21 protein-coding genes and 1 tRNA gene are annotated in these 21,434 nt (G+C 69.0%); 9 read left to right on the plus strand and 13 right to left on the minus strand.

What is annotated here, in order from left to right:
• Positions 1-70: 70 nt before the first annotated feature.
• Both LT972_RS04035 and LT972_RS04040 read left to right on the plus strand, forming a co-directional pair.
• Positions 71-715 (plus strand): helix-turn-helix domain-containing protein, encoded by a 645-nt coding sequence (locus tag LT972_RS04035; protein WP_232571917.1) that lies wholly within the window; start codon positions 71-73, stop codon positions 713-715.
• Between the two features lie 91 nt (positions 716-806).
• Positions 807-1,205 (plus strand): winged helix-turn-helix domain-containing protein, encoded by a 399-nt coding sequence (locus LT972_RS04040; protein ID WP_232571918.1) that lies wholly within the window; start codon positions 807-809, stop codon positions 1,203-1,205.
• 223 nt (positions 1,206-1,428) lie between these two features.
• Here LT972_RS04040 and LT972_RS04045 read toward each other — a convergent pair.
• Positions 1,429-1,513: transfer RNA gene (locus tag LT972_RS04045), tRNA-Leu, on the minus strand.
• Between the two features lie 122 nt (positions 1,514-1,635).
• Here LT972_RS04045 and LT972_RS04050 point away from each other — a divergent pair.
• The gene (locus LT972_RS04050; RefSeq protein WP_232571919.1) at positions 1,636-2,199 is read left to right on the plus strand and encodes a DUF420 domain-containing protein; all 564 of its coding nucleotides are present in this window, start codon (positions 1,636-1,638) and stop codon (positions 2,197-2,199) included.
• A gap of 17 nt (positions 2,200-2,216) precedes the next feature.
• Here LT972_RS04050 and LT972_RS04055 read toward each other — a convergent pair whose 3' ends face one another.
• The 5 genes from LT972_RS04055 to LT972_RS04075 form a co-directional block, all read right to left on the minus strand.
• Positions 2,217-3,065 (minus strand): hypothetical protein, encoded by an 849-nt coding sequence (locus LT972_RS04055; protein ID WP_232571920.1) that lies wholly within the window; start codon positions 3,063-3,065, stop codon positions 2,217-2,219.
• Positions 3,066-3,126: 61 nt separating this feature from the next.
• Entirely contained in the window at positions 3,127-4,599 is a 1,473-nt protein-coding gene (purF, locus tag LT972_RS04060; RefSeq protein ID WP_232571921.1) for an amidophosphoribosyltransferase, read from the minus strand.
• Positions 4,600-4,830: 231 nt separating this feature from the next.
• Positions 4,831-5,007 (minus strand): 50S ribosomal protein L37e, encoded by a 177-nt coding sequence (locus LT972_RS04065; protein WP_232571922.1) that lies wholly within the window; start codon positions 5,005-5,007, stop codon positions 4,831-4,833.
• Positions 5,004-5,186 (minus strand): LSM domain-containing protein, encoded by a 183-nt coding sequence (locus tag LT972_RS04070; RefSeq protein ID WP_232571923.1) that lies wholly within the window; start codon positions 5,184-5,186, stop codon positions 5,004-5,006. Before LT972_RS04070 ends, LT972_RS04065 begins: the two co-directional genes overlap by 4 nt.
• A gap of 45 nt (positions 5,187-5,231) precedes the next feature.
• Complete coding sequence (locus LT972_RS04075) at positions 5,232-6,305, minus strand: M20/M25/M40 family metallo-hydrolase (protein WP_232571924.1); 1,074 nt, start codon at positions 6,303-6,305, stop codon at positions 5,232-5,234.
• A gap of 100 nt (positions 6,306-6,405) precedes the next feature.
• Between LT972_RS04075 and LT972_RS04080 the strand changes: the two genes are divergently transcribed.
• Genes LT972_RS04080 through LT972_RS04090 form a run of 3 tightly spaced genes read left to right on the plus strand, consistent with a single transcriptional unit; the run spans position 6,406 to position 7,935 of the window.
• Positions 6,406-6,684, plus strand: a complete 279-nt coding sequence (locus tag LT972_RS04080; protein ID WP_232571925.1) for a hypothetical protein — start codon at positions 6,406-6,408, stop codon at positions 6,682-6,684.
• Between the two features lie 39 nt (positions 6,685-6,723).
• Entirely contained in the window at positions 6,724-7,674 is a 951-nt protein-coding gene (locus LT972_RS04085; protein WP_232571926.1) for a zinc-dependent metalloprotease, read from the plus strand.
• 42 nt (positions 7,675-7,716) lie between these two features.
• Positions 7,717-7,935: a glycine zipper 2TM domain-containing protein gene (locus LT972_RS04090; protein ID WP_232571927.1), complete on the plus strand. Its 219-nt coding sequence runs from the start codon at positions 7,717-7,719 to the stop codon at positions 7,933-7,935.
• Between the two features lie 51 nt (positions 7,936-7,986).
• On the opposite strand, the gene LT972_RS04095 is transcribed toward LT972_RS04090, so the two are convergent.
• The gene (locus tag LT972_RS04095; RefSeq protein WP_232571928.1) at positions 7,987-8,325 is read right to left on the minus strand and encodes a cupin domain-containing protein; all 339 of its coding nucleotides are present in this window, start codon (positions 8,323-8,325) and stop codon (positions 7,987-7,989) included.
• A 64-nt stretch (positions 8,326-8,389) separates the two neighbouring features.
• On the minus strand, positions 8,390-8,941 hold the full coding sequence (locus LT972_RS04100) for a hypothetical protein (RefSeq protein WP_232571929.1): 552 nt from the start codon (positions 8,939-8,941) through the stop codon (positions 8,390-8,392).
• A gap of 501 nt (positions 8,942-9,442) precedes the next feature.
• Between LT972_RS04100 and LT972_RS04105 the strand changes: the two genes are divergently transcribed.
• Together LT972_RS04105 and LT972_RS04110 are read left to right on the plus strand one after the other, a co-directional pair.
• On the plus strand, positions 9,443-12,097 hold the full coding sequence (locus LT972_RS04105; RefSeq protein ID WP_232571930.1) for an ATP-dependent helicase: 2,655 nt from the start codon (positions 9,443-9,445) through the stop codon (positions 12,095-12,097).
• Positions 12,098-12,163: 66 nt separating this feature from the next.
• Positions 12,164-12,364, plus strand: coding sequence for a hypothetical protein (locus LT972_RS04110; RefSeq protein ID WP_232571931.1), 201 nt, complete (start codon positions 12,164-12,166; stop codon positions 12,362-12,364).
• A 2-nt stretch (positions 12,365-12,366) separates the two neighbouring features.
• Here LT972_RS04110 and LT972_RS04115 read toward each other — a convergent pair whose 3' ends face one another.
• The gene (locus tag LT972_RS04115) at positions 12,367-15,135 is read right to left on the minus strand and encodes an ATP-dependent helicase (RefSeq protein ID WP_232571932.1); all 2,769 of its coding nucleotides are present in this window, start codon (positions 15,133-15,135) and stop codon (positions 12,367-12,369) included.
• A gap of 95 nt (positions 15,136-15,230) precedes the next feature.
• Here LT972_RS04115 and LT972_RS04120 point away from each other — a divergent pair, with 95 nt between their 5' ends.
• On the plus strand, positions 15,231-15,962 hold the full coding sequence (locus LT972_RS04120) for an MBL fold metallo-hydrolase (protein ID WP_232571933.1): 732 nt from the start codon (positions 15,231-15,233) through the stop codon (positions 15,960-15,962).
• Here LT972_RS04120 and LT972_RS04125 read toward each other — a convergent pair.
• Genes LT972_RS04125 through LT972_RS04140 form a run of 4 tightly spaced genes read right to left on the minus strand, consistent with a single transcriptional unit; the run spans position 15,959 to position 21,412 of the window.
• Positions 15,959-17,428 carry a globin-coupled sensor protein gene (locus LT972_RS04125; RefSeq protein ID WP_232571934.1) on the minus strand — a complete coding sequence of 490 codons (1,470 nt, stop codon included), beginning with the start codon at positions 17,426-17,428 and terminating at the stop codon, positions 15,959-15,961. The genes LT972_RS04120 and LT972_RS04125 overlap by 4 nt on opposite strands.
• 57 nt (positions 17,429-17,485) lie before the next feature.
• A complete protein-coding gene (locus LT972_RS04130) occupies positions 17,486-18,553 on the minus strand; it encodes an mRNA surveillance protein pelota (protein WP_232571935.1) in 1,068 nt (355 codons plus the stop codon).
• 55 nt (positions 18,554-18,608) lie between these two features.
• A complete protein-coding gene (locus LT972_RS04135) occupies positions 18,609-20,465 on the minus strand; it encodes a HAMP domain-containing protein (RefSeq protein WP_232571936.1) in 1,857 nt (618 codons plus the stop codon).
• The gene (locus LT972_RS04140) at positions 20,462-21,412 is read right to left on the minus strand and encodes an ABC transporter substrate-binding protein (RefSeq protein ID WP_232571937.1); all 951 of its coding nucleotides are present in this window, start codon (positions 21,410-21,412) and stop codon (positions 20,462-20,464) included. The genes LT972_RS04135 and LT972_RS04140 overlap by 4 nt, the downstream gene beginning before the upstream one ends.
• Positions 21,413-21,434 lie beyond the last annotated feature (22 nt).

Consider the following 21,434-nt stretch of genomic DNA (forward strand, 5'->3'; position numbering starts at 1 on the left):
TCTGGTCTCCCGAACGTGTTCGTCACCCGAATCCCCACACTCAAGTGCGGTCCAGTCCTCCCATCTGGGGATGCCCGCCGGGATTCGCGTGACCGTCGAGTTCCCCTCGCCGCCAGTCTGTCCCATCGCCGACCTCTCCGCGCGCGCCAACACCGTCGTCAACGACGTGTCGACGAGCGTCGGCGGTGACGACGGCTGTGTCTCCGAGTTCCTCGTCGACGCCGACGCCGTCCCCGACGACTACGACGCCGACCCCGTGTTCACGTACGCCGACCGCCACCTCTACCGGGTCGAACACGACCCGGACAGCGACTGCCCGTGTTCTGTTCTCGGGGAGTTCGACACGCCCGTCGACCGGTACTACGCGCGCGACGGCGACCTCGAAGTCGTCTTCCACGCCGGCGAGTTCGCGGAACTCCAGACCATCGTCGGCGACCTCCGCGAGCGCTTCCCGGACGCCGACATCCAGCGTCTCGTGCGCGCGCCGACCGAAGCGACCGCCCGCGACACCGTCTTCGTGGACCGCGGGAAACTCACCGACCGGCAACTCGAAGTCCTCGAAACCGCCCACGAGATGGGGTACTTCCGGCGACCGCGCGGCGCGAACGCCACCGAAATCGCCGCGGAACTCGACATCTCGCCGTCGACGTTCACCGAACACCTGCTCGCCGCGCAGTCCAAACTCCTCGACGACGTGCTGGAAGGCGGCGACTGACCCGTCTGCTCCCGTGAATCCGCAGGAGTACTTAAACCCCCCACGATAGCGAGGCTCCGGATACCTCCCCCCGGAGTGCCTTCCATGTAGTATGAGCCAGTCGCAGATTGCAGTCGCCGGTCGCACGCAGACGAGCACCGACGAGCCGACGCACGTCACCGACACCGAATCCATCCAGTCCGTCCTCGACGCCCTCGACGACACGGACTGCCGCCGCATCCTCGAAGCCACCCGCGAGGACGCCATGACCGCCGGCGAAATCGCCGACGAGTGCGACCTCGCGTCCTCGACGGCCTACCGCAAAATCGACCTGCTCGCCGACGCCGACCTGCTCACCGAGGAACTCCGCATCCGGCGCTCCGGTAAGCACGTCAGCGAGTACACCTGCGCCATCGAGGACGTCACGCTCTCGGTCGCCACCGACGGCGGCGTCGAACTCTCCGTCTCCCATTGTGACACCGGCGCCGAGAGTTTCCCCGCACTCGACTGACCGTGTCCAGCACGCGCGACGGCGACGCCACTGCCGACGTCGAGACGGACTACTAGACGGTCGCTGCTCTCTCTCGCAGAAGAACCGACAGCGAGTGCTGTCGAGTGTAACTTCGGTAGGATTGTGCGTGGGTGATGTCCCATGCGAGGGAATCACCGTGCATCGCGTGTCCTCGGCGGCTTCGCCGCCTCGGTGTTCGGCGGGCGTTCGCCCGCCCTAGCGATGCGTGGGACCGGATTTGAACCGGCGAACCTCTACAGGACAGCGCCCTCAACGCTGCGCCTTTGGCCTAGCTTGGCTACCCACGCTCGCTGCGTGCTTTGCTGCAATACTTCGTTCCCGCCGCCCGATTAAAACCCCTACGATTTGGCCGCCCCGCGTGGGTTCGAGACACGGAACCGATTTGGGACGGCGCGACAAACCCCCGAACATGGCAGACGGATTCGTTCGACGGCACGTCCCGTCGCTCGCGGCGGTGCTCGGACTGGTCTCCATCGCGGTGGTCGTCGCGGCCGTCCGCGGCGTCGTCCCGGCGAGCGCGCTCCCGCACGCCCCCGACTGGTTCGTGAGCGCGATTCCGACGCTGAACGCCGCGATTAGCGCGACGGCCATCGCCACCATCCTCGCGGGGTGGCGCTGGATTCGCCGCGGCGACGTGGACAAGCACCGCGCCGCGATGCTCTCGACGACGCTGCTGTTCGCCGCGTTCCTCGGCCTCTACCTCTACCGCCTCGTCGTCCACGGCACCACCGAGTTCCCCGGCGACGGCGCCGTCTACACGTTCGTCTACCTCCCGGTGCTGATAATCCACATGGGGCTGGCGATGGTCTGCATCCCGCTGGTCTACTACGTCCTCCTGCTCGCGGGCACCCGCCCCGTCGCAGAAATCTACGACACGAACCACGCCAAAGTTGGGCGCGTCGCCGCCGCCCTGTGGCTCGTGTCCTTCGCGCTCGGCATCGTCGTCTACCTGCTGTTGTACGTGCTGTACTAACTCCGGCTGTACGCGTTCTACTGACTCGCGTTCACCGGCGTCGCGTCGTCGGCCCACCCCGGGCGTTCGACGCTCGTCGCGGGCGACCACGCGAGTTCGCTCACGTACCGCGTCCGCGAACGGTCCGTCTCCGACGTCCACGACCGCGTCAGCGACAGCACGCGCCCGGACTCGGCGACGGTCACCGTCGCGTTGTACTCGACGACCGGCTGGCGGCCGCTGTACGTCCCGTTCTCGGCGACGAGCGTCGTCACCGTCCGACCGTCGCGCTCGGCCACGTCCGCGACGGCGTAGTTCGCGTTCGACAGCGTGACGTTCACGATGCGGGCCTTCGACGCGGCGCCGAGCACGGCGCGGTTCCAGAACGACGACCGGTTCCGCGAACGCACCGTGACGTTCCCCTCGCGTTCGACCCGGGAGACGAGCGTCGACTCGTTGGCGTAGTAGCGCTCGTCGAGGCGCGTCGTCGCGTTGCCCCGCGTCGTGGTCGCACTCACCGACCACCGAAGTTCGGACGCGTTCGCCGTCAAGCGCGCCGTCTCGCTCGCGTCGACGGCCACCGTCCGATTGTTCACGGTGCCGTTCGTCCGCGTCGTCGCCGTCAGTACCGCGCCGCGCTCCACGACGCTCGCGCGGTGGGCTTCGGCGAGCGCGCTCGCGTTCTCCACGCCGTCCGCCGACACTCCCGGCGGGTAGCCCGACGCGGCGGACTGCGTGGTCGTGGCGGGGCTCGTCGTCGGTTCGTCGGTCGTAGCGGCGTCTGTCGTCGTTCCCGTCGCCGTCGGGTCGCTCGGCGCGCTCGCACCGCTACAGCCCGCGAGCACGAGGAGGGCGACGACGGCGACCGCTGGCAGGGCGTCTCGCACGCTCGAACCGACGGACTGCTCGGGGAAAAGGCGGTCGCGCTCTCGCGACGACTGAGAACGGTCAGTCGTCGCCCGCGGCGTCGATTGCGGGGCGCTCGGCGTCCCGGTCGCTCGCCTCGCCGGCCACGTCGTAGGGGTACTCGCCGGTCACGCAGCCGGCACACAGGTCTGCCTCGGACTTCCCGATGGCGTCCGTGACCGCGTCCAAGGAGAGATAGGAGAGGCTGTCCGCGCCGATTTCCTCGGCAATCTCCTCGGCGGTCTTGTCCGACGCGATGAGTTCGTCGCGGGTCGCCATGTCGATGCCCATGTAGCAGGGCGCGTTGATGGGCGGCGCGCCGATGCGGACGTGGACCTCGCTGGCGCCCGCCTCGCGCACGAGGTCGACGAGTTGGCCGCTGGTCGTCCCGCGCACGATGGAGTCGTCGATGATGGTGACCGCGCGGTCCTCGACGGTGGACTTGATGGGGTTGAGTTTCAGGCGGACCGCACGCTCGCGGGCCTCCTGGGTCGGCATGATGAACGTCCGGCCGACGTACCGATTCTTCATCAGGCCCTCCGCGAACTCGACGCCCTCGCCCTCGCTCTGGGCCTGCTCGGCGTACCCGGAGGCGAAGGCGCGCCCGGAGTCGGGCACCGGCATCACCACGTCGCTCTCGACGCCGGCCTCCCGCCAGAGGTGGCGGCCGAGTTCGCGGCGCACCTCGTAGACGAGTTCCTCGTCGATGACGGAGTCGGGGCGCGCGAAGTAGACGTACTCGAAGAAGCAGTGTGCGGTGTTCGGCTCCTCCACGAGTTGGTAGGAGTCGTAGCCCGTGCCGTCCTCGTGGAGGACGACTAGTTCGCCGGGCTTTACGTCTCGCACGAGTTCGCCGCCGACCGTGTCGATGGCGGCGGACTCGCTGGCGAGGATGTAGCCGTCGTCGAGTTCGCCGAGCACGAGCGGGCGGTTCCCGAGCGGGTCGCGCACGCCGAGGACGGTGTCGTCGTGCATGATGGTCAGCGAGTACGACCCGTGGATGCGGCTCATCGTCTCCTTCACGGCGCGCACGAGGTCCGCTTCGAGGAGGTTGCGCGCGAGGTCGTGGGCGATGACCTCGGTGTCCCCGTCGCTCGTGAACGCGTGCCCGCTGGCCGCGAGTTCCTCGCGCACGTCGTCGGCGTTCACGAGGTTGCCGTTGTGCGAGAGGCCGAGCGCGCCGCCCTTGAACGAGACGGAGAAGGGCTGTGCGCAGGACTTGTCGACGCTCCCCGCCGTGGGATAGCGGACGTGGCCGATGGCGGCCGACCCGTGGAGGGCGTCCACGTCGGCCTCGTCGAACGCGTCGCCGACGAGACCCATGCCGACGTGCTGGTGTTGCTGGAAGCCGTCGTGGCTGACGATGCCCGCGGACTCCTGCCCGCGGTGCTGGAGCGCGTACAGGGCGTAGTACGTGGGGAGGGCGGCCTCCCGGTCGGACAGCGACACGCCGACGACGCCGCACTTCTCTGTCGGGTGGTCGAACTCGGGGCCGTCCTCGCGCCCGCCTGTCATGGACGTCAGTATCCCCCCGACCCGCCTAAAACTTCCGCAACCGTGTCGAACTCGCCGACAATCCGTGATTTTCTATGCACGTTCGTGGTGTAGGGGGTCGCGGACTCGGGTGCCAACGGTTCGGCGTGCGAGCCGACGGCTCCCGGCGGAACTGGCGGAGAGAACACGAACCGTCGCAGAGCAGTGGCTACGCAGTCGAGCGTCGCGTCAGAAGTGAGAGGAGCGGAACAGTCAGTTGTCGCCGTTCTTGCCCTGCCAGCTGTAGTCTCGGCGACTCGCCGTCTTGCCGAACCCGCAGGACGAACAGACCTTCTTCTTCGTGTGGTAGGACTTCTCACCGCAGCGGCGGCACTTCGTGTGCGTCGTGATGTTCTTCTTCCCCTGACTCGGGGTTCCGGCGCCAGTCATGGTTTGATGGAGACGACGTTGTCGCCACGGATAATGATTGTGTCTTCGGATTCGATGACGACGTTCATGTGCTGGTCGTAGCCCGTGAGAACGCCCGTGAACTCCTCGCCGTCCTTCAGGCGAACAGTCACAGACTCCTCGAGGGACTCCTCGAGCACGTCGAGTGGTCGGCCGCTCATACTCACATCCCGGCGTGTCGCCCGCTTAAGGCTACCGAACCAGAGTCAGAGGTCGACCGCGAACGACTCGCGGTCGGCCTCCCGGTCGGCGAACGCCGCGAGCAGTTCCGCGGCACCGACCACGTCCGCCGTGTCGACGACCTCGACCGGCGTGTGCATGTAGCGATTCGGCACGCCGAGCATCAGTGTCGGGATGCCGCCGCGCTGGGTGTACAGCGTGTCCGCGTCCGTCCCCGTCCGGAGACCGTCGGTCTCCACCTGCACGTCGAGGCCGTCGGCGTCGGCCGCGTCGAGTACCGCGCGCACCACGTTCGGGTGGTTCGCCGCGCCGCGGGCGACCGTCGGACCGTCGCCGAGCGCAACCTCGCTCGCGCGGTCGCCCGGATATGTGGGGTTGTCCGCGGCGTGAGTCACGTCCACGACCACGGCGGCGTCCGGGTCGAGGTCGAAGGCCACCATCTCCGCGCCCTTCGTCCCGAGTTCCTCCTGGACGGTGCTGACCGCGTGAATTGTGCAGTCGACGCCGCGCTCGGCCGCCCGGCGGAGCGCCTCGGCGGCCACCCAGAGGCCGGCGCGGTTGTCCAGCGCGCGCGCCGACAGCCGCGTCCCCGCCAGTTCGCGGGTCGGCACGGCGGGCGTCGCGGGGTCGCCGACGGAGACCAACTCGCGGGCGTGGTCGCCGTCCTCGGCGCCGACGTCGACGCGCTGTTCGGTCACGTCGGCGGCCTCGTCGTCGCCGCCGCGCCCGCGGAGGTGGACCGCCGTCTGCCCGATGACGCCCGACACCGGTCCGTCCTCGGTGTGGACGTCGACGGGCGCCCCCTCGGTGACTGTGTTGTCCATCCCGCCGACCGGTTCGACGCGCAGGAAGCCGTCGTCCTCGATTTTCGCCACGACGAACCCGATTTCGTCCGCGTGGCCCGCGAACGCGAGTTCGGTCGCGTCGGGGTCGTCGCTCCCGCGATAGGTCGCCACCGCGTTCCCGTACGCGTCGGTGCGCACGTCGTCCGCGAACTCGGCGACGTACTCCGTCCAGACGCGTTGCACTTCGACCTCGTGGCCGGAGGGACCGGGGACCGCGAGGAGGTCGTCGAGGAACGAACGCTGAGAGTCGTCCATGCACGCCCTCGCCCGTCTTCGACCTTGAACCCACGGGAGTCGGAACCCCGTGAGCGGTTCCCCCACAACGGCTATACGTCCGTTCGGCGAACAGACACCTATGGGAATCATCGAGTTCCACCTCCACGACCCCGACTTCGACTTCTCACCCTCCATGACGAAGGGTGCCGACATCGAGGACGCCGACGAATCGACCGACGACGAGGCCTTCGACTGGGAGAGCGAGACCGAGGAGTCGGGCGGCTCCGGCGGTCTCGGCGCAATCGTCGCGCTCGTCGCGCTGGTCGTCGTCGCGGCGCTCGTCGGCATGAAGCGCCGGCGCGGCGGCAGCGACGACGAAGAGGAGGACTTCGAGGACATCGACGACATCGACGCCTAACGGCAGAAGGGACTTTACGCTCGGTCGCCGAGTAGCGGTATGACGCTCCTCGAGAGTGTGCGGGCCGTCGCCGACGCGAGCGGCGACGGCGCCATCGACTGGGACGCGGTCGCCGCCGCCGCGAAAGCCGCGACCGACCCCGGCGACCTCGACCTCTCGCAGGCCGAGGCAGACGCCTACGCCGCCGACGTGCGGGACGCCCGCGAGCGCATCCGCGAGGTCGCCGGCGTCGACTTCGACGTCCCCGACACCGTCGAGTTGCAGAACCGCCACCACTGGATCGACGCGAACGTCGCGACGTTCCGGCGCGCGTTCGAACCACTGAACGAGCGAGGCAGCCTCCTCCCCGGCGTCGCGCGCACCGTCAACACCGCGACGACGGCGGGCGCGCTCGCGTTCGTCTCCCGGAACGTCCTCGGGCAGTACGACCCCCTTCTCCTCGCGAGCGGCGACCACGCGCTCTACTTCGTCCACCCGAACATCGTGAAAGTCGCCGAGCAACTCGACACCGACTTCCCCCGGTTCCGGCGCTGGATAGCCTTCCACGAGGTCACGCACGCCGCCGAGTTCGGCGCCGCGCCGTGGCTCCCGGACTACCTGGAATCCCGCCTCGAAGACGGCGTGGACGCGCTCGCGGACGGCGACGTGCAACGCGAGTCGTTCCGCGAACTGAACGTCGCGATGACGGCCGTCGAGGGGTACGCGGAACTCCTGATGGACGAGGCGTTCGACGGCGAGTACGCCGACCTCCGCCGGAAACTCGACAGGCGCCGGAAGGGCGGCGGCCCGTTCGCCAAACTCCTGAAGCGCGCGCTCGGCTTCAAACTCAAGCGCGAGCAGTACGAGCGCGGCAAGGAGTTCTTCACCTACGTCGCGGGCGAACGCGGTCTCGCCGGCGCGTCCCGCGTCTGGGAGGACCCCGAGTTCCTGCCGACCGAAGAGGAACTCGAGGTGCCGGCGCGCTGGCTCGCGCGCGTTCCCGAAGCGTAGCCTGCCAGCACCTTGATACGTGTCGCCGGCGTACCTCCGGGTATGTCCCGACTCAAGCGCGTGTTCAGTCGAGCGAAGTACGCAGCAATCGGCGCCGCCGCGGGCGGCTTCCTCGGCGGTCTCGCGAGCCGGAACGCCGCCAGCACCGGCGCGGGCGTCGGCGCGCTCGTCGGCGCCATCGTCGGCGAGAAGCGCGTCGACGTGAGCGCGGTCGTCGACGACGTCAAAGAGAAGAAGCCCTCGCGCTCCGGCGACGACTGACGACCGGCCTCGCCTTTCGTTTTCCGCGCGCTTCGCGGTCGTGCTCGCGGCTTACAGCGGCGCGCCCGCCAGCACGAGTTTCGCGCGCTCCTCGCCGCGATTGAAAATCTGTCTGGACTCGCCGGCGTCCAGCCGAATCGCCTCCTCCGCTTCGAGTGTCACCGTCTCGTCGCCCACTTCCACATCGACAACGCCGTCGACCACGTAGTACACCTCCTCCTGGCCGTCCTCGCCGTGGTCGTGTTCTTTCCCTTTCGCGCCGGGTTCGAGTTCCAGCACGGTGAACCCGAGTTCCTCCGTGTCGAGGTGGTCTTTCAGGAACCACATGCCGCCGTACTCCTCGGGCACGACCGACTCGGCGTCCGTCTTCTGGGCGGTGTCGTACGCCATGCGAGCACAGACGCGCGCCACGGTCTTAGTTCGGGCGGCAGCAGCGAAGCACGCGCGTTCGCGTCTACTGGAAGCCGCGCCCGACGCCGTCGTCGTCGATGATATCGTCCAGTTCGGAGTTCAGCAGTTCCTCCGCGTCCTCGAATTCGTCCGCGAGGTCGTCCATCCGGTCCGGGCGGCCGTGCGGGTCGTACTCCATCGGGCCGAACGCCGGACTGTCCAGCGTCTCCATCACGTCCTCGAAGAAGTCGTCGGGCGTCGTCGGCGCGTCCGCGTGCGCCTGCACGACCTGTTCGAGTTCGCTGGCCTTCTCCTCGGCCTCGTCCTCGTCCTCCACGGGCGACTGCACCGCGAACCGGCCCGCGTCGTCCTCGGTCGGCAGGAAATCGGCGAGCCCGTCGTCCACTTTCCGAGCGACGCGCGCGCCAACCCCGTGTACCTCGTAGGGGTTCTTCGCGTACGTCTTCAAGTGGTAGACGCCCTGCGACGGGTGCCCGAGGTAGAAGTCCTCCCCGACCCCCGACGCCCGGTCGCCCGCCACGGCCCGCCAATCGTCGGCGTCCGCGCCGGAATCCACCACGTCCGAGACGATGTCGTCCCAGTCCCGTACTCGCATCTCGGCTCTTCTTTGTGGGTCGGAGACTTAAACGGTCGGCTAGCGGTTGTGTTCGGTTTGCGCTCCTGACGTCGTGAACTCCTCCCCGAAAGCCCCGGCGTTGTGGACTCGCGGGCCTCGCTGCGCGCGCTCCCTACGGTCGCGTGCTTGTCTCGGGAGAGCGACCTCTCCCGTCGTTCGCCTCGCCTCGCTCGGCTCACCTTCGTCCTGCTTCGTCCACAACGCCGCCCCTTTCGAATTCCCACCCGACTACCGGCTGACCGGACGGCCGGAGTCTGCCGGCTGATTCACTGGCACGGGTGGACTGAAAGGGGCCGCGTTCTCGGGGAAGCCCGCCGACGCAAGCACGGAAGCGAACGGAGTGAGCGACGCGCACAGCGAGGCGCGCGACCCGAGAACGCGGGGGCTTTCGAAGAGGGACACTCCCGAGATGGTGCCAAGAATCAGCCGTCTATGACTAGGAGCGACACCGTTATTCGCCGCCCTCGCCACACACCCATCGTGAACGTTCGGGGCGAGGTCACCGACGTCGAGGGGGTTCGGTCGGTGAGTACGCAGTACGGCGAGAAGGACATTCTGGAGGTCCGAGTGCGACCCGAGAGCGAGGGCGAGTCCGTGCAGGTCACGCTCTGGGGGAAGTGGACCGAGACGGCCGACTACCTCGACGCCGGGATGGACCTTCTCGTGACCGACGCCGAGGAAAAGGAGTGGAACGGGGAGACGCAGTATTCGACGAGCAAGGAGTCGTGGGTCGTCGTGGAGCCCGACTTCCTCGTGGACGTGACGAACATCCGGGAGTTCGTGCAGTGCCCGCGGATGTACTACCTGAACAAACTCCAGGGACTCCCGCTCAAATACCCCGTCACGAAGGGGACCATCGTCCACGAGGTGTTCGGGGACCTGCTCCGGGGCCGGGATTTGGACGACGCCATCGAGGAGCGCGTGAGCGAGGCGGGCCTCGAACTCGGCCTGCTCGGGCGGGAGCGGGAGGAGGTCGAGGCCGACGTGCGCGCGAACGCCTCGGCCATCGAGGGCTGGCTGAACCAAGGGAAATTGACGGACGAGGACGGCTGGCGCTCGGAGTACACGCTGGTCTCGGAGCGCTTCGGTATCAAGGGCCGGTGTGACGCCATCCGGCGCGGGATGCCGGTGGAACTGAAGACGGGGAAGAACACGAACCGCGACCCGCGCTTCCACGACAAGGTGCAGGCGGCCTGTTACGCGCTGATGCTCGACGAGCGCGGCGTCCCGGCCGACACCGGCACACTCCTCTACACGAAGAACGCGGCCGTCGAGCGCAACGAGGAGACCGGCGACCTCTCGCCCGCCAAGGAGTTCTCCATCGGCCGGGGGTTCCTCCAGTTCGTCGTCCGGGAGCGCAACCACCTCGCCGCGCTCGAAGCCCGGGACGGCCCGCCGACGGGCTACGAGGCCGACGCGAAGTGCGAGTACTGCTTCGAGCAGGACACCTGCATGGTCGTCTCCGGCCGCCTCGACCAGGAGTCGAAGGCGGGCCAACTCGGTCAGCCGATTCCCGAGGAAGAACGCGTTTACTTCGACGAGATGTACGACGCGGTGGAACGGGAGCGCGCGTCGGTCCACGACGAGTACCGGAAACTCTGGGAGCAGTCCGCCGAGGAGCGCGCGGACGACGACCGCGCCGTCATCGGCCTCGAACCCGACGACCAGACCGAACTCGGGGACGGCCGGTGGCGACTCACCGCCGACCGCCCGAGCAGCGCCGCCTCGAAGATTCGGGAGGGCGACCGCGTACTGGCGTCCGACGGCGACCCCGTGAAGGGCACCGCGGAGATGGCGCGCGTCGAAGTCCTCGACGAGTCCCGCGTCGAGGTGACGACCGACGAACCGGTCGAACTCCGACGGCTGGACGTCTACCCGTCCGAACTGAACGTCGACAGAATGCTGACCGCGCTCCACGACGCGCTCCTCAAAGGCGACGAGCGCCGGAAGGACCTCCTGTTCGACCGCGCGAGCCCCGACTTCGAGGGCGAGGACCACGGCCTGATTCCGAACAACGACGCGCAAAACGAGGCCGTGAACCGGGCGCTGAACGCCGAGGACTTCGCGCTCGTTCACGGCCCGCCGGGCACCGGGAAGACGTACACCATCGCCACGCTGATTCGGGCGTTCGTGGAGCGCGGCGACCGCGTCCTGCTGTCCGCGTTCACGAACCGAGCCGTCGACAACGCCCTCGAAGCGCTCCGCGAGCAGGGGTACGATAGTATCGTTCGCGTCGGCACCGAGAACGGCGTTCGGCCCGACATGCAGGACCTGCGCCTGAACAAATCCGGCGACCCGGCGGAGCGCGCGCGAGCGCTCCAGTCCGCCGACGTGGTGGCGGCGACCACCGCGACGTGTGGCTCGCGGGTGATGCGCGAACAGGAGTTCGACGTGGTGCTCGTCGACGAGGCGAGCCAACTCACCGAACCGGACACGCTCGCCGCCGTCAACCGCGGCGACCGGTTCGTGCTCGTCGGCGACCACGAGCAACTCCCGCCCGTCGTGCGCTCTGGCGGCCGCCTCTCGAAGTCGCTGTTCCAGCGACTCTACGAGACCCACCCGGAGGCCTCGGTGCTGCTCGACCAGCAGTACCGGATGAGCCAGCGCATCCAGGCGTTCTCCTCGCGGGAGTTCTACGACGGCCAACTGCGCCCGGCGACCGGCGAGGTGGCGGGCCAGCGACTCGCCGACGTGGGCGTGGAGACGGGCGGAGACGAGTTCGTCCGCGACGGGGTGTCCTTCCACGACGTGCCGGGCACCGACGACGCGCACGTCGACTCCGAGGAGGGCGAGCGCGTCGCTGAAATCGTCGAAGCGTACGTCGACGCAGGGCTGGCTCCGGGAGACGTCGGCGTCATCGCGCCGTTCCGCGCGCAAGTGGCGGAAGTCGGCCGGCTGGTCCCGGAGGGCGTGGCGGTCGACACGGTCGACCGGTTCCAGGGCTCCTCGAAGGAGGTCATCGTCGTCTCCTTCGTCGCGACGGGCGACCTCGACGGCCCCATCTTCGAGGACCACCGGCGCGTGAACGTCGCGCTCAGCCGGGCGAAGAAGAGCCTCGTGCTCGTCGGCGACGAGGCCGCGCTGCGGTCGGAACCCCTCTACGACCGGATGGTCGACTGGGCGAGCATCCAGTAGCGCCCACCAACGCCCACCGTGTCGACAGTCCGTACAGTTATCGTCGGCCCCCGCTATCGGTGACGCATGACCGAGGTCGACGGAGACAGAACCGGAGCCGACGAGGAGAGCGAGCAGATGGGCGCGTACGTCGGCGTCGGCATGGCAATCGGGGTCGGGCTCGGGACCGCGCTCGGCGTCGCGTTGGACAACCTCGCGCTCTGGATGTCGGTCGGCCTGTCGATGGGAGTGGCGTTCGGCGTCGCGCTCGGCGCCGGTGACGAGTGAGGTCAGTCCTCGACCTGTTCGCGGACGCGCTCGTGGAACTCCCGCAGCACGGCGTCCTCGTCGTCGGCGAGCACCACGTCGCTCGCGGAGAGCGTCGCCAGCCCGAAGGATAGGGGGGACGGCGACCGGAGCGTCGTTTCCGTGACTTCGACGTCGCCGTCGCGGACGCCCGCCAGCACCTCGCGGACGCCCGCGAGGTCGAGTTTGTCCTCGATTAACTCCCGATAGGTCTCGTCGATGACGGCGAAGTCCTCGAGTTCCTCGGCGAACCCGAGTAGCATCTCGCTGGCGACCTGTTGCTTGCTCGCGGACTTCTCGTGGCCCTTGTAGCGCTTCAGGACGAGCAGCGAGCGCGTCGCGTCGATGCGGAAGTACCGCTCCAGCAGGTCGGTGCCGTCGAGCGCGTCCCGGAGGTTCGCGCGCACGCTCTCGGGGTCCGTCTCGCGGAGCAGTCGGGGCACGTCCACCTTCCGGTTGAGGGGCATCGCGAGCGTGAAGCCGTTGTCGGCGACGGAGACGGCGACGTTCGCGTTCGCCTCGTTCGCACACCGGTACGCGAGCAGACGGGAGAGGCCGTCGTTGAACCGCCGGCCGTAGGGCGTGCGGACGTGGTAGCGCCGCCGGTACTCGTCGCGGTCTTTCACCTGCTCGATTGCGATGCGGTCCTCGGTGCTGACGCTCTCCGTACCTGCGTACTCGATTTGGTGGTCGTACATCCGGGCGAGCGCCCTGACCGCGTTCCCGTCGACGGGGAACTCGCGCAGCCACCGGCGCACCGCGGCCGCCCCGCCTTGCGCGTGTTTCTCCACGAGTTCGGACTGGAAGCGCGCGATTTCGCGGCCGAGGTCGTAGGAGAGGGGGAGGCGCTCGGAGAACCACGACGGCACCGTCGCGCGCTCGCTCGTCCGGTCGACGTACACCTTCGACCCGCGCCGGTACCGGTACGCGAACCGGTCGCCGCCGAGCACGAACACGTCCCCGGCTTCGAGCGTGTCGAGGTAGCTCTCGTCCAGTTGGCCGACCCAGTCGTCGTCGCCGCGAACGTAGACGTTCACCGAGAAGGAGTCCGGAATCGTGCCGAGGTTCTGGAGGAGAATCGGGCGCGCGAGCCGGCCGCGCTTCCCGATTAGGGTCTCGCCCACCTCGAAGTCGGGGTAGTGGTGGGTGCCCGACGTGGGGTCGTCCGTGTCGCCGTCGTCGCCCCCCGGCGGGTCGTTCTCGTCGCGCCACACCTTCGCGTAGACGTTCCGGTCTTCGAGGCCGTCGTAGTCCGCGGTGAGATACCGGAGCAGTTGCTCGTACTCGGTCTCACTGTACTCCCGGTAGGGGTACGCCGACCGGAGCGTCGCCTTCACCTCGGCCTCCTTGAGGGGTCCCGCAATCGCCATCCCGTAGACGTGCTGGGCGGCCACGTCTTGGGCGCGCTCGGGGATGTGGACGCGGTCCACGAACCCCCGTTCGGCCTGCCGGAGCATCACCGCGCACTCCACGAGTTCGTCGCGGTCCAGCGCGACGACGCGCCCCGTCACCGTCCGGCCGGGGCGGTGGCCGGCGCGCCCGACGCGCTGGAGCAGGCTGGCGACGGACTTCGGCGACCCGACCTGCACCACCAAATCGACGTGGGGCATGTCGATGCCGAGTTCGAGGCTCGTCGACGTGGTGGTCACGTCGAGAGAGCCCTCCTTCAGTTGCTTCTCGACTTCCTGTCTGCGGTCCTTCGAGAGCGACCCGTGGTGGCAGGCCGACGCGTCCTCGCTCGCGACGCCGCGCTCCCGCAGGGTTTCGAGCACGCGCTCGGCGCCCGACCGCGTGTTCGTGAACACGAGCGTGCTGTCGTAGTCGGCTATCAGGTCGCCGAGTTCGTCGTAGAACGCGTCGTTGACCGCGCCCCGCGAGGCGTTCACCAGGTCCGGCGTCGGGCAGTGGAGTTCGAGGTCGTAGTCCCGCGCGAACCGCGCGTCCACGATTTCGCAGTCCCGCGCCGTTCGTTCGTCGTGGTCGTCTCGCGGGCGTTGTCCGCTCGCGTGTTCCGCGGAGCGTGGCTCCGCGCGCTCGAACCCGACGAGGAACCGCGCGATGTCCGAGAGCGGTTCGACCGTCGCCGAACAGCCGATGCGCGTGAACCCGTCGGCGAGTCGCTGGAGGCGCTCCAGACTCACCGAGAGGTGGGTGCCGCGCTTCGAGTCCGCGAGGCTGTGAATCTCGTCGACGACGACGTACTCCACGCTCGCCAGTTTCTCCCGGAACTTCGGCGAATTGAGGAGAATCGCGAGCGTCTCCGGCGTCGTGTTGAGGATGTGGGGCGTCTCCTCTAGCATCTGCCGGCGCTCGTAGTCCGAGGTGTCGCCGTGGCGAATCGCCTGCCGAACGTCGGTCTCGACGCCGCGGTCGGCGAGGCGCTCGGCGATGCCCGACAGCGGCTCGGCGAGGTTGCGCTCGATGTCGTTCGCGAGGGACTTCAGCGGCGACACGTAGAGGCAGTAGACCGCGTTGTCGAGGCCGTCGGCGCGCTCGCGCTCGAACAGTTCGTTCAGAATCGCCGTGAACGACGCGAGCGTCTTCCCGCTCCCCGTCGGCGCCGCGACGAGCGCGTTCTCGCCGTCCCGGACGAGCGGAACCGCCTCGCGCTGTGGCGGCGTGAGACAGCCGCCGTTCTGCTCTGGCGGCCCGAACTGGTCGACCCACCACTCGCGGACGGCGGGCGCGAGGCTCTCTAAGACCTCGCGGTCGGTCGCCGCCGGGCCGGTCAGCGCCTCCGACTCGGTCCCCATCTGGCCCGGAGTTGGGGCGCACGGGGCAAGTGTCTGACGACGATTCGAGTCCCGAGTCCCGAACGCTTACCCCCGCGGCCGCCCCGGATTCGGGTATGCGACTCACGTTCCTCGGCACCGGCTCGGCGATGCCAACCGGCGAACGCATGCAGACGGGACTGCTCGTCGAGAAGCCCGGGAGCCGCCTGCTCGTCGACTGCGGGAGCGGCGTCCTGCACACGCTCGCGCGCACCGACGTGGGCTACGAGGGCGTCGACACCGTGTTGCTCACGCACCACCACGTCGACCACGTCAGCGACCTCCTCCCGCTGTTGAAGGCGCGCTGGCTCGCCGGCGAGGAGTCCCTGACCGTCGTCGGACCGCCCGGTACGAAGGACCTACTGGACGGCCTGCTGGACGTCCACGACTACCTCCGGGGGCGCGTCGACCTCGCCGTCCGCGAGGTCGAACCCGGCGCGTTCTCCGTCGCGGGGTTCGACGTGGACGCAATCGAGACCCGGCACTCGATGGCGGGCCACGCCTACCGGTTCGACGACGAACTCGCGTTCAGCGGCGACACCGAGGCCTTCGACGGGATGGCCGAATTCGCCGAGGGCTGTTCGGCACTCGTCCACGACTGCTCGTTCCCCGACGAGGTCGACGTGGCGAACCACCCGACGCCCACCCAACTGGGCGAATCGCTGTCCGGCTCCGGAATTCCCGACCTCTACCTGACGCACCTCTACCCGCACACCGACGGCGAACACGACGCCATGACGGAATCAATCGCGGCCCACTACGACGGCGACGTCCACTTCGCCCGCGACGGCCTCTCGGTCGACGTCTAAGTCAAGCGCTCGACGTTCTCCCGCACTTCCTCGACGGTCCGGCGCTGGCGCTCCGTCGCTTCGGCCACGTCGTCCAGCGCGTCGGCGATTTCGCCCGTGCGCCGGTCCACGTCGTCGACCATCTCCGCGACCTCCTCGGTGCTCGTCGCCTGCTCGTCGGTCGCCGCCGACACCTCCTGGACGCCCGTCGCGGCCGCCTCGACCGCGTCCGTAATATCGCGCAGCGTCTCCATCGCTTCCTCCACGCGCTCGACGCCCTCCGCGATGCGCGCGTTCATCTCGTCCAGTTGCTCGACGGTCTCCTCGGTGTCGGCCTGCATGCGTTCGACCATCTCCTCGACGCGCGTGGACTGCTCGCGGGACTCCTCCGCGAGCGCCTTCACCTCCTCGGCGACGACGGCGAACCCGTCACCGGCCTCGCCCGCTCTCGCCGCTTCGATTGAGGCGTTCAGCGCGAGCAGGTTCGTCTGCTCGGCGATGTCGTCGATGACGCCGGTCACGTCCTCCACGTCCGCCGCGCGCTCCTGGAGGCGCTCTACGTCGTCGGTGACGCCGTCGGTCGCGTCGTCGATGTCGTCCATCACTTCGAGCGCGTCGTCCGCCGCGGACTCGCCGCGTCGCGCCATCTCCTCGGCGTCCTCGCTGGTCTCGCGAACGTCGTCGGCCGTCGCCGCGACCTCCTCGACGCTCGCGGACACGCTCGAAATCTCGCGGGCCACGTCGCTCATCCGGTCGACCTGCGCGTCGGTCAGCGACTGCATCTCGTCGGTCTGCGCGGCGACGTCCTCGCTCGTCTCGACCAGCGACGACAGCGGTTCCTCGACGTCCTCTGCGACCGCGCCCGCCAACTCCTGGCGGCGGTCGACTTCCGCTTGGAGGCGCTGGGCGTACGAGTCGATGTACGTGTCCATCGCCACCTGCTGGTCGAACGTCAGCAGTTTCAACATCGGCAGGAACCGCTCGGCGAGTTCCGAGACGGCGGCCTCGGCCTCCGCACCGCGGTCCTCGGTCACGTCCTCGGCGACCGCGTCCAGCAGCCCCTCGTAGTACTTCGTGTACGCCCCGAGGTAGACCTCCGGCCCGAGGTCGAGCACGTCGTGAATCTTCCCGATTCGGGCGCGCTGCTCGACGTACTCGCGGTCGTACTCGCCGCGCCCGAGGTCCCGTAGGTACTCGGTCTGCGTGCGCTTGAGCTGGTCGACGGTCTTCGTCGACCGCCCGAAGATGTCGAGTGTGCGCTCGTGGCCCTGCAGGTGGTCGTAGAAGTCCGCCACGAGGTCGTCGGCGACCGAGTCGAAGAGGGCGGATTCGTCGGCGAGGGCGTCCGCGTCGCCGGCGTCGAGGCCGGTGAACTCCTTGCGCCACGCTATCTCCTCGGCGTCCAGTCCGATGCGGTCTGCGAGTCGGTTCCCGTCGACCCCGCGGCGGACCTCCTCGTCCACCTGCGGGGCGTCGTCTGCTGCCATACGGACGCTCTCTCGCTCCCCGACTTATGGGTTGGCCCCGATTACAATATTTGAGAGTCAGTCGAGGCGGTATCGCAGGACGGCGCCGATGCCGCCGAGGTTCCGTAACTGCTCGCCGGGCGCGAACTCGTGGCTGAACACCGTCACGCTCCCGCCCTGTCGTTCCACCTTCGTCACGAGGTCGTTGACGTCCACGTCCCAGTCGCCCTCGCCGGCGCGCTCCACGCGCAGGCGCTCGTCCAGAATCAGGAGGTCCTCGACGGCGCCGAACTCCACTGCCTTCTCGACTTCCTCGATACCGTAGGCGGCCTTCCCGTCGGTCGCCATCTGCTCGGTGAGTTCGTCGATGAGTTCGGACTCCTCGGCGATGCGCGTCTCCTCTTGGACGTCCTCGACGGCGCCGCGCTTGAGCACCTCGTGGACGCCCCGGCCGCCCGCCGCGCTCGTGTCCACGACGGTAATCTTCGACACCAAATCGGGGTACTCCTCCTCGATGTAGTCGAGGGCGTCCTGCTTCGTGAATCCGGGGCCAGCGAGGATGATTGCGTCCGCGTCGAGGTGCCCGAGCGCGCTCCCGAGTTCGTCGAACAGCTCCTCGCGGGACCGGGAGTACTCGCCTTTCCCGGTCGTCCCCGTGAACGACCCGTACTCGTCGATGCCGTACTGCGCGACGACGTGGATGTACGCCTCGCCCTCCTCGACGGTGGCGATGGCGACCTCCGGCTGGTCGGTCGCCTCGACGGCCTCGTTCAGGCGCTCTATCTGGTCGGGCTTCCAGACCTTCTCTATCTCTATCTCCTCGCGCTCCTCGACGTTCAGCGTGTGGTGGAGGCCGAGTTGGTCCTCCCGCGAGCAGTCCGCGATGGTGCCGGAGACGCGGAGGCGATTCGAGAACTTGTGGAACTCCACGTCCTCCACGTCGATGGTGACGAACATGTGCTCGCGCTCCCCGCCCGTATCCCGCATCTGGTCGTCGTTGCGCTGGATGCGGCGGTGGGTGTCCCCCGCCACGAGGTCGCCGGGTTCGAGGACGTACGCGAGGTGCCAGAGGTCGTCGAGGCTCTCCGGGACGAGCGTGATGCGCTCGCCGCCGCCCTCGACGCCGCGGCGCTCCTTCAGTTGCATACCTCCACGGACGCCCCCGAGAAGAAAAGACCCTCCCCTTCGGGGCGGCGGCGCCTCACTCGTCGCGCACGCCCTCGACCGCCGGGAGGCGAATCTCGATGGGGTCGTCCCCGCACGCCACGACGAGGTCGCCGCCCGACTTCGCGACGGTCCACTCCAGGCACCACAGCGCCAGCCCGTCGGCGTGGTTCAGCGGCGTCTCCTCGCCCTCGCCGACCACCTCCACGTCCAGGTCCGGCAGGCCGTCGGCGTCGTCGGCTATCGTGACGACCACCGACTCGGCGTCGCGCTCCGGGTTCGAGCGCTCCCGGCGGACCGAGACGTCGACGGCCACCGCGCCGTCGTTCGCGTCGACCAACTGCTCGACGACGTCGGCCACCGCCCCCGGTAGCGTCGGCACCGCCACCGCGACCGCGTCGGCGTCGCCGGTCACGTCGACCGACGCGTCAGACCGCGACTCGGCGACGTCGCGGAGCGCGCCGTCGAGCGCGTCGACCACCCGCAGCGGCCCCGGATTCGCGTTCTCCTCGGCGAGCAACTGCTTGATTCGCTGCGTGCGGTCGGATATCGCGGCCAACTCGAGTGCCGTCTCGCGCACGCCCTCGAGTTCGGCCCGCAGTTCGTCGTCCTCGACCCGTTCGGCGACCAGCGCCACGCGCCCCGCGACGACGTTCACGTCGTTCCTGACGTTGTGCCGGAGCACGCGGTTCAGCACGCTCACCATCGCCGACCGCTCTTCGAGGGCCGCGTTCGACGCTTCCAGTTCGTCGCGGGTCTCCCGTATCTCCTCGATTCGGCGCCGGAGCGTGTCCCGCGTGTTCGCGAGCGTGCGGTTCAAGTCCCCGAACTCGTCCGGGCGGTCCGTGTCGAAGTCCACGTCGTACTCGCCGTCCTCGATGCGTTCGGCGCGCGAGGACAGCGACGCCAGCGCGCCCCGCACGTCGGCGCCGACGACGGCGACGACGCCGAGGAGGCCGGCGAACGCGAGGACGCCGACCAACCCGATCCACGTCCGCGCCCGTCGAGCGATGGCGTACGCTTCGCTCTCGGGCGCGTGCTCCACGACGACCCAGTCGGTCCCCTCGACGGGCGCGAACGCCGCGACGTACGACGCTCCGTCGTCTGCTGACCGCTCGTATCTCGCGTCCGCGACGAACCCGGACTCGCCGTGTAGTCCGCGGCTCACCGAGGGCGCACGCAGCGTCTGTGGCAGGTACTGCTGGAGCGTCGCGTCGCGGTCGTCCGCGAACACCACGGTGCCGTTCGAGTCGACGACGCGCGTGAACCCGCCGTCGACCGGGTGTTCGAACCGCTGGAAGACGCTCGCCGCGTCGACGGCGACGACCAGCAGGTGGCCGGGCGTTCCGCGAATCGGCGTGACGAGCCCGACGACCGTCGTGCCGGTCGCCGTCTCGTAGGGTCGGGTGATGCGCACGTCGTCGAAGTCGCGGAACGCGAATTCCTCTTCCCACGGCAGGTCGGCGACCGGCGTGCCCTCCAGCGACCGGCGCGCGCTCGTCTGGACGGTGAGGTTCCGGCGGTCGACGACGTACGCGTTCTCGATGTCGGCTTCCTGCCTGTCGGCTCGCTGCGTCCGGAGGTACGCCCTGACGGCGTCGGCGTCGCCGGTCTCGTACACCGGGTGTTCGGAGAGGACGCGCGCGACCAGGCGGTTCTGACTGCTCCACTCCGTGAGTTCGTCCGCCTCGGCGTTTGCGGCCGCCGTCATCGATTGCTCGACGTTGTCCTCGAGGAGACCGCCGAGTTGGAAGTAGAGGCCGACCGTGGCCGCCGCGACGACGAGCAACGCGACGAGCAGCGCCGCCGCGAGCTTCCGGCGGTAGGACGCGGCGACCGCGGCGACGACGCGCCGGACGACGGGCAGCGACCGGAGCGTCTCGCGCACGGTCACACCCCCGACAGGTGGGACGCCGCCACCGCCGATGGCGGTTCGCCGTCCACCAGCACGCGGCGGTTCAGTCGTCGCATCGTCGCCTCGTCGAGTGACGCCGCGACCGGCGCGAGGGCGTCGAAGACGTCGGGGTTCGCGGCGACTGTCTGGGCGTGTGCCGTCGGCGACGGCTGGTAGGGCAGGAAGTACGTGCGGTCGTCGTCGAGTACCACCAGCGACTCGCGTTCGAGTTGCGGGTCGGTCGCGAAGCCGCTCGCGACCGACGCGTCCCCGTTCGCGACGAGTTCGTACGTCAGCCCGACGGACGTGACGACGAAGCCGCCGGACTCCAGTTCGGCTTGCGTCCCCGCGCTGACGCCGTAGTGGTCGAGGACGCCGCGCCACGCGTCCCGACGGTGGTAGAAGTCCTCGTTCACCGCGACGCCGAACGACGTGCGTCCGTCGGCCACGTGGGTCGCGAACTCGCTCAGCGTCGTCACGTCAGTCCGGTCGCTCCACGCGCGGTCGGCGACCAGCACGTACTCGTTGGAGAACGGCGCGGGTTCGGCCATCCGAAGGCCGCGTTCGCGGGCGTCGGCCGCGACGCGCTCGTAGAGGCGTCGGGGGTCGGTCACTCGCTCCGCGCGCCGGGGCGGCAGGCGACTCCACGCGGTTCCCGTGTACTCCCAGTAAACGTCCTTTACGCCCGCCGCCGTCGCGGTCCAGTTCTCACTGGAGGTCCCGTAGCCGATTTCGTCGACGGCCTGCACGCCGTCGACGTCGCGGAGCCGGTGGTACGCGAGATAGCCGAGAATCCGCTGTTCCGCGAAGGGCTTCGACCCGACGCGGACGTTCGTCACCGACTCGCGTTCGGCGCGGTTCTCGCCACAGCCGGCGAGGGCGCTCGCCACCGCGACGCCGCCGGCAGCCCCGAGTCGTTCGAGGTAGCGCCGGCGAGTCGGAGGCATATTGACACGAGTTGGCACGCAT

The sequence above is a fragment of the Halobacterium litoreum genome (genome assembly GCF_021233415.1).
GTDB lineage: Archaea > Halobacteriota > Halobacteria > Halobacteriales > Halobacteriaceae > Halobacterium > Halobacterium litoreum.

What these genes read in the sequence shown, in the direction of transcription:
- LT972_RS04035 (WP_232571917.1), top strand. Translation starts at nt 71, where the DNA reads ATGCCCGCCGGGATTCGCGTGACCGTCGAGTTCCCCTCGCCGCCAGTC.
- LT972_RS04040 (WP_232571918.1), top strand. Translation starts at nt 807, where the DNA reads ATGAGCCAGTCGCAGATTGCAGTCGCCGGTCGCACGCAGACGAGCACC.
- LT972_RS04050 (WP_232571919.1), top strand. Translation starts at nt 1,636, where the DNA reads ATGGCAGACGGATTCGTTCGACGGCACGTCCCGTCGCTCGCGGCGGTG.
- purF (WP_232571921.1), bottom strand. Translation starts at nt 4,599, where the DNA reads ATGACAGGCGGGCGCGAGGACGGCCCCGAGTTCGACCACCCGACAGAG.
- LT972_RS04065 (WP_232571922.1), bottom strand. Translation starts at nt 5,007, where the DNA reads ATGACTGGCGCCGGAACCCCGAGTCAGGGGAAGAAGAACATCACGACG.
- LT972_RS04070 (WP_232571923.1), bottom strand. Translation starts at nt 5,186, where the DNA reads ATGAGCGGCCGACCACTCGACGTGCTCGAGGAGTCCCTCGAGGAGTCT.
- LT972_RS04075 (WP_232571924.1), bottom strand. Translation starts at nt 6,305, where the DNA reads ATGGACGACTCTCAGCGTTCGTTCCTCGACGACCTCCTCGCGGTCCCC.
- LT972_RS04080 (WP_232571925.1), top strand. Translation starts at nt 6,406, where the DNA reads ATGGGAATCATCGAGTTCCACCTCCACGACCCCGACTTCGACTTCTCA.
- LT972_RS04085 (WP_232571926.1), top strand. Translation starts at nt 6,724, where the DNA reads ATGACGCTCCTCGAGAGTGTGCGGGCCGTCGCCGACGCGAGCGGCGAC.
- LT972_RS04090 (WP_232571927.1), top strand. Translation starts at nt 7,717, where the DNA reads ATGTCCCGACTCAAGCGCGTGTTCAGTCGAGCGAAGTACGCAGCAATC.
- LT972_RS04095 (WP_232571928.1), bottom strand. Translation starts at nt 8,325, where the DNA reads ATGGCGTACGACACCGCCCAGAAGACGGACGCCGAGTCGGTCGTGCCC.
- LT972_RS04100 (WP_232571929.1), bottom strand. Translation starts at nt 8,941, where the DNA reads ATGCGAGTACGGGACTGGGACGACATCGTCTCGGACGTGGTGGATTCC.
- LT972_RS04110 (WP_232571931.1), top strand. Translation starts at nt 12,164, where the DNA reads ATGACCGAGGTCGACGGAGACAGAACCGGAGCCGACGAGGAGAGCGAG.
- LT972_RS04115 (WP_232571932.1), bottom strand. Translation starts at nt 15,135, where the DNA reads ATGGGGACCGAGTCGGAGGCGCTGACCGGCCCGGCGGCGACCGACCGC.
- LT972_RS04120 (WP_232571933.1), top strand. Translation starts at nt 15,231, where the DNA reads ATGCGACTCACGTTCCTCGGCACCGGCTCGGCGATGCCAACCGGCGAA.
- LT972_RS04125 (WP_232571934.1), bottom strand. Translation starts at nt 17,428, where the DNA reads ATGGCAGCAGACGACGCCCCGCAGGTGGACGAGGAGGTCCGCCGCGGG.
- LT972_RS04130 (WP_232571935.1), bottom strand. Translation starts at nt 18,553, where the DNA reads ATGCAACTGAAGGAGCGCCGCGGCGTCGAGGGCGGCGGCGAGCGCATC.
- LT972_RS04140 (WP_232571937.1), bottom strand. Translation starts at nt 21,412, where the DNA reads ATGCCTCCGACTCGCCGGCGCTACCTCGAACGACTCGGGGCTGCCGGC.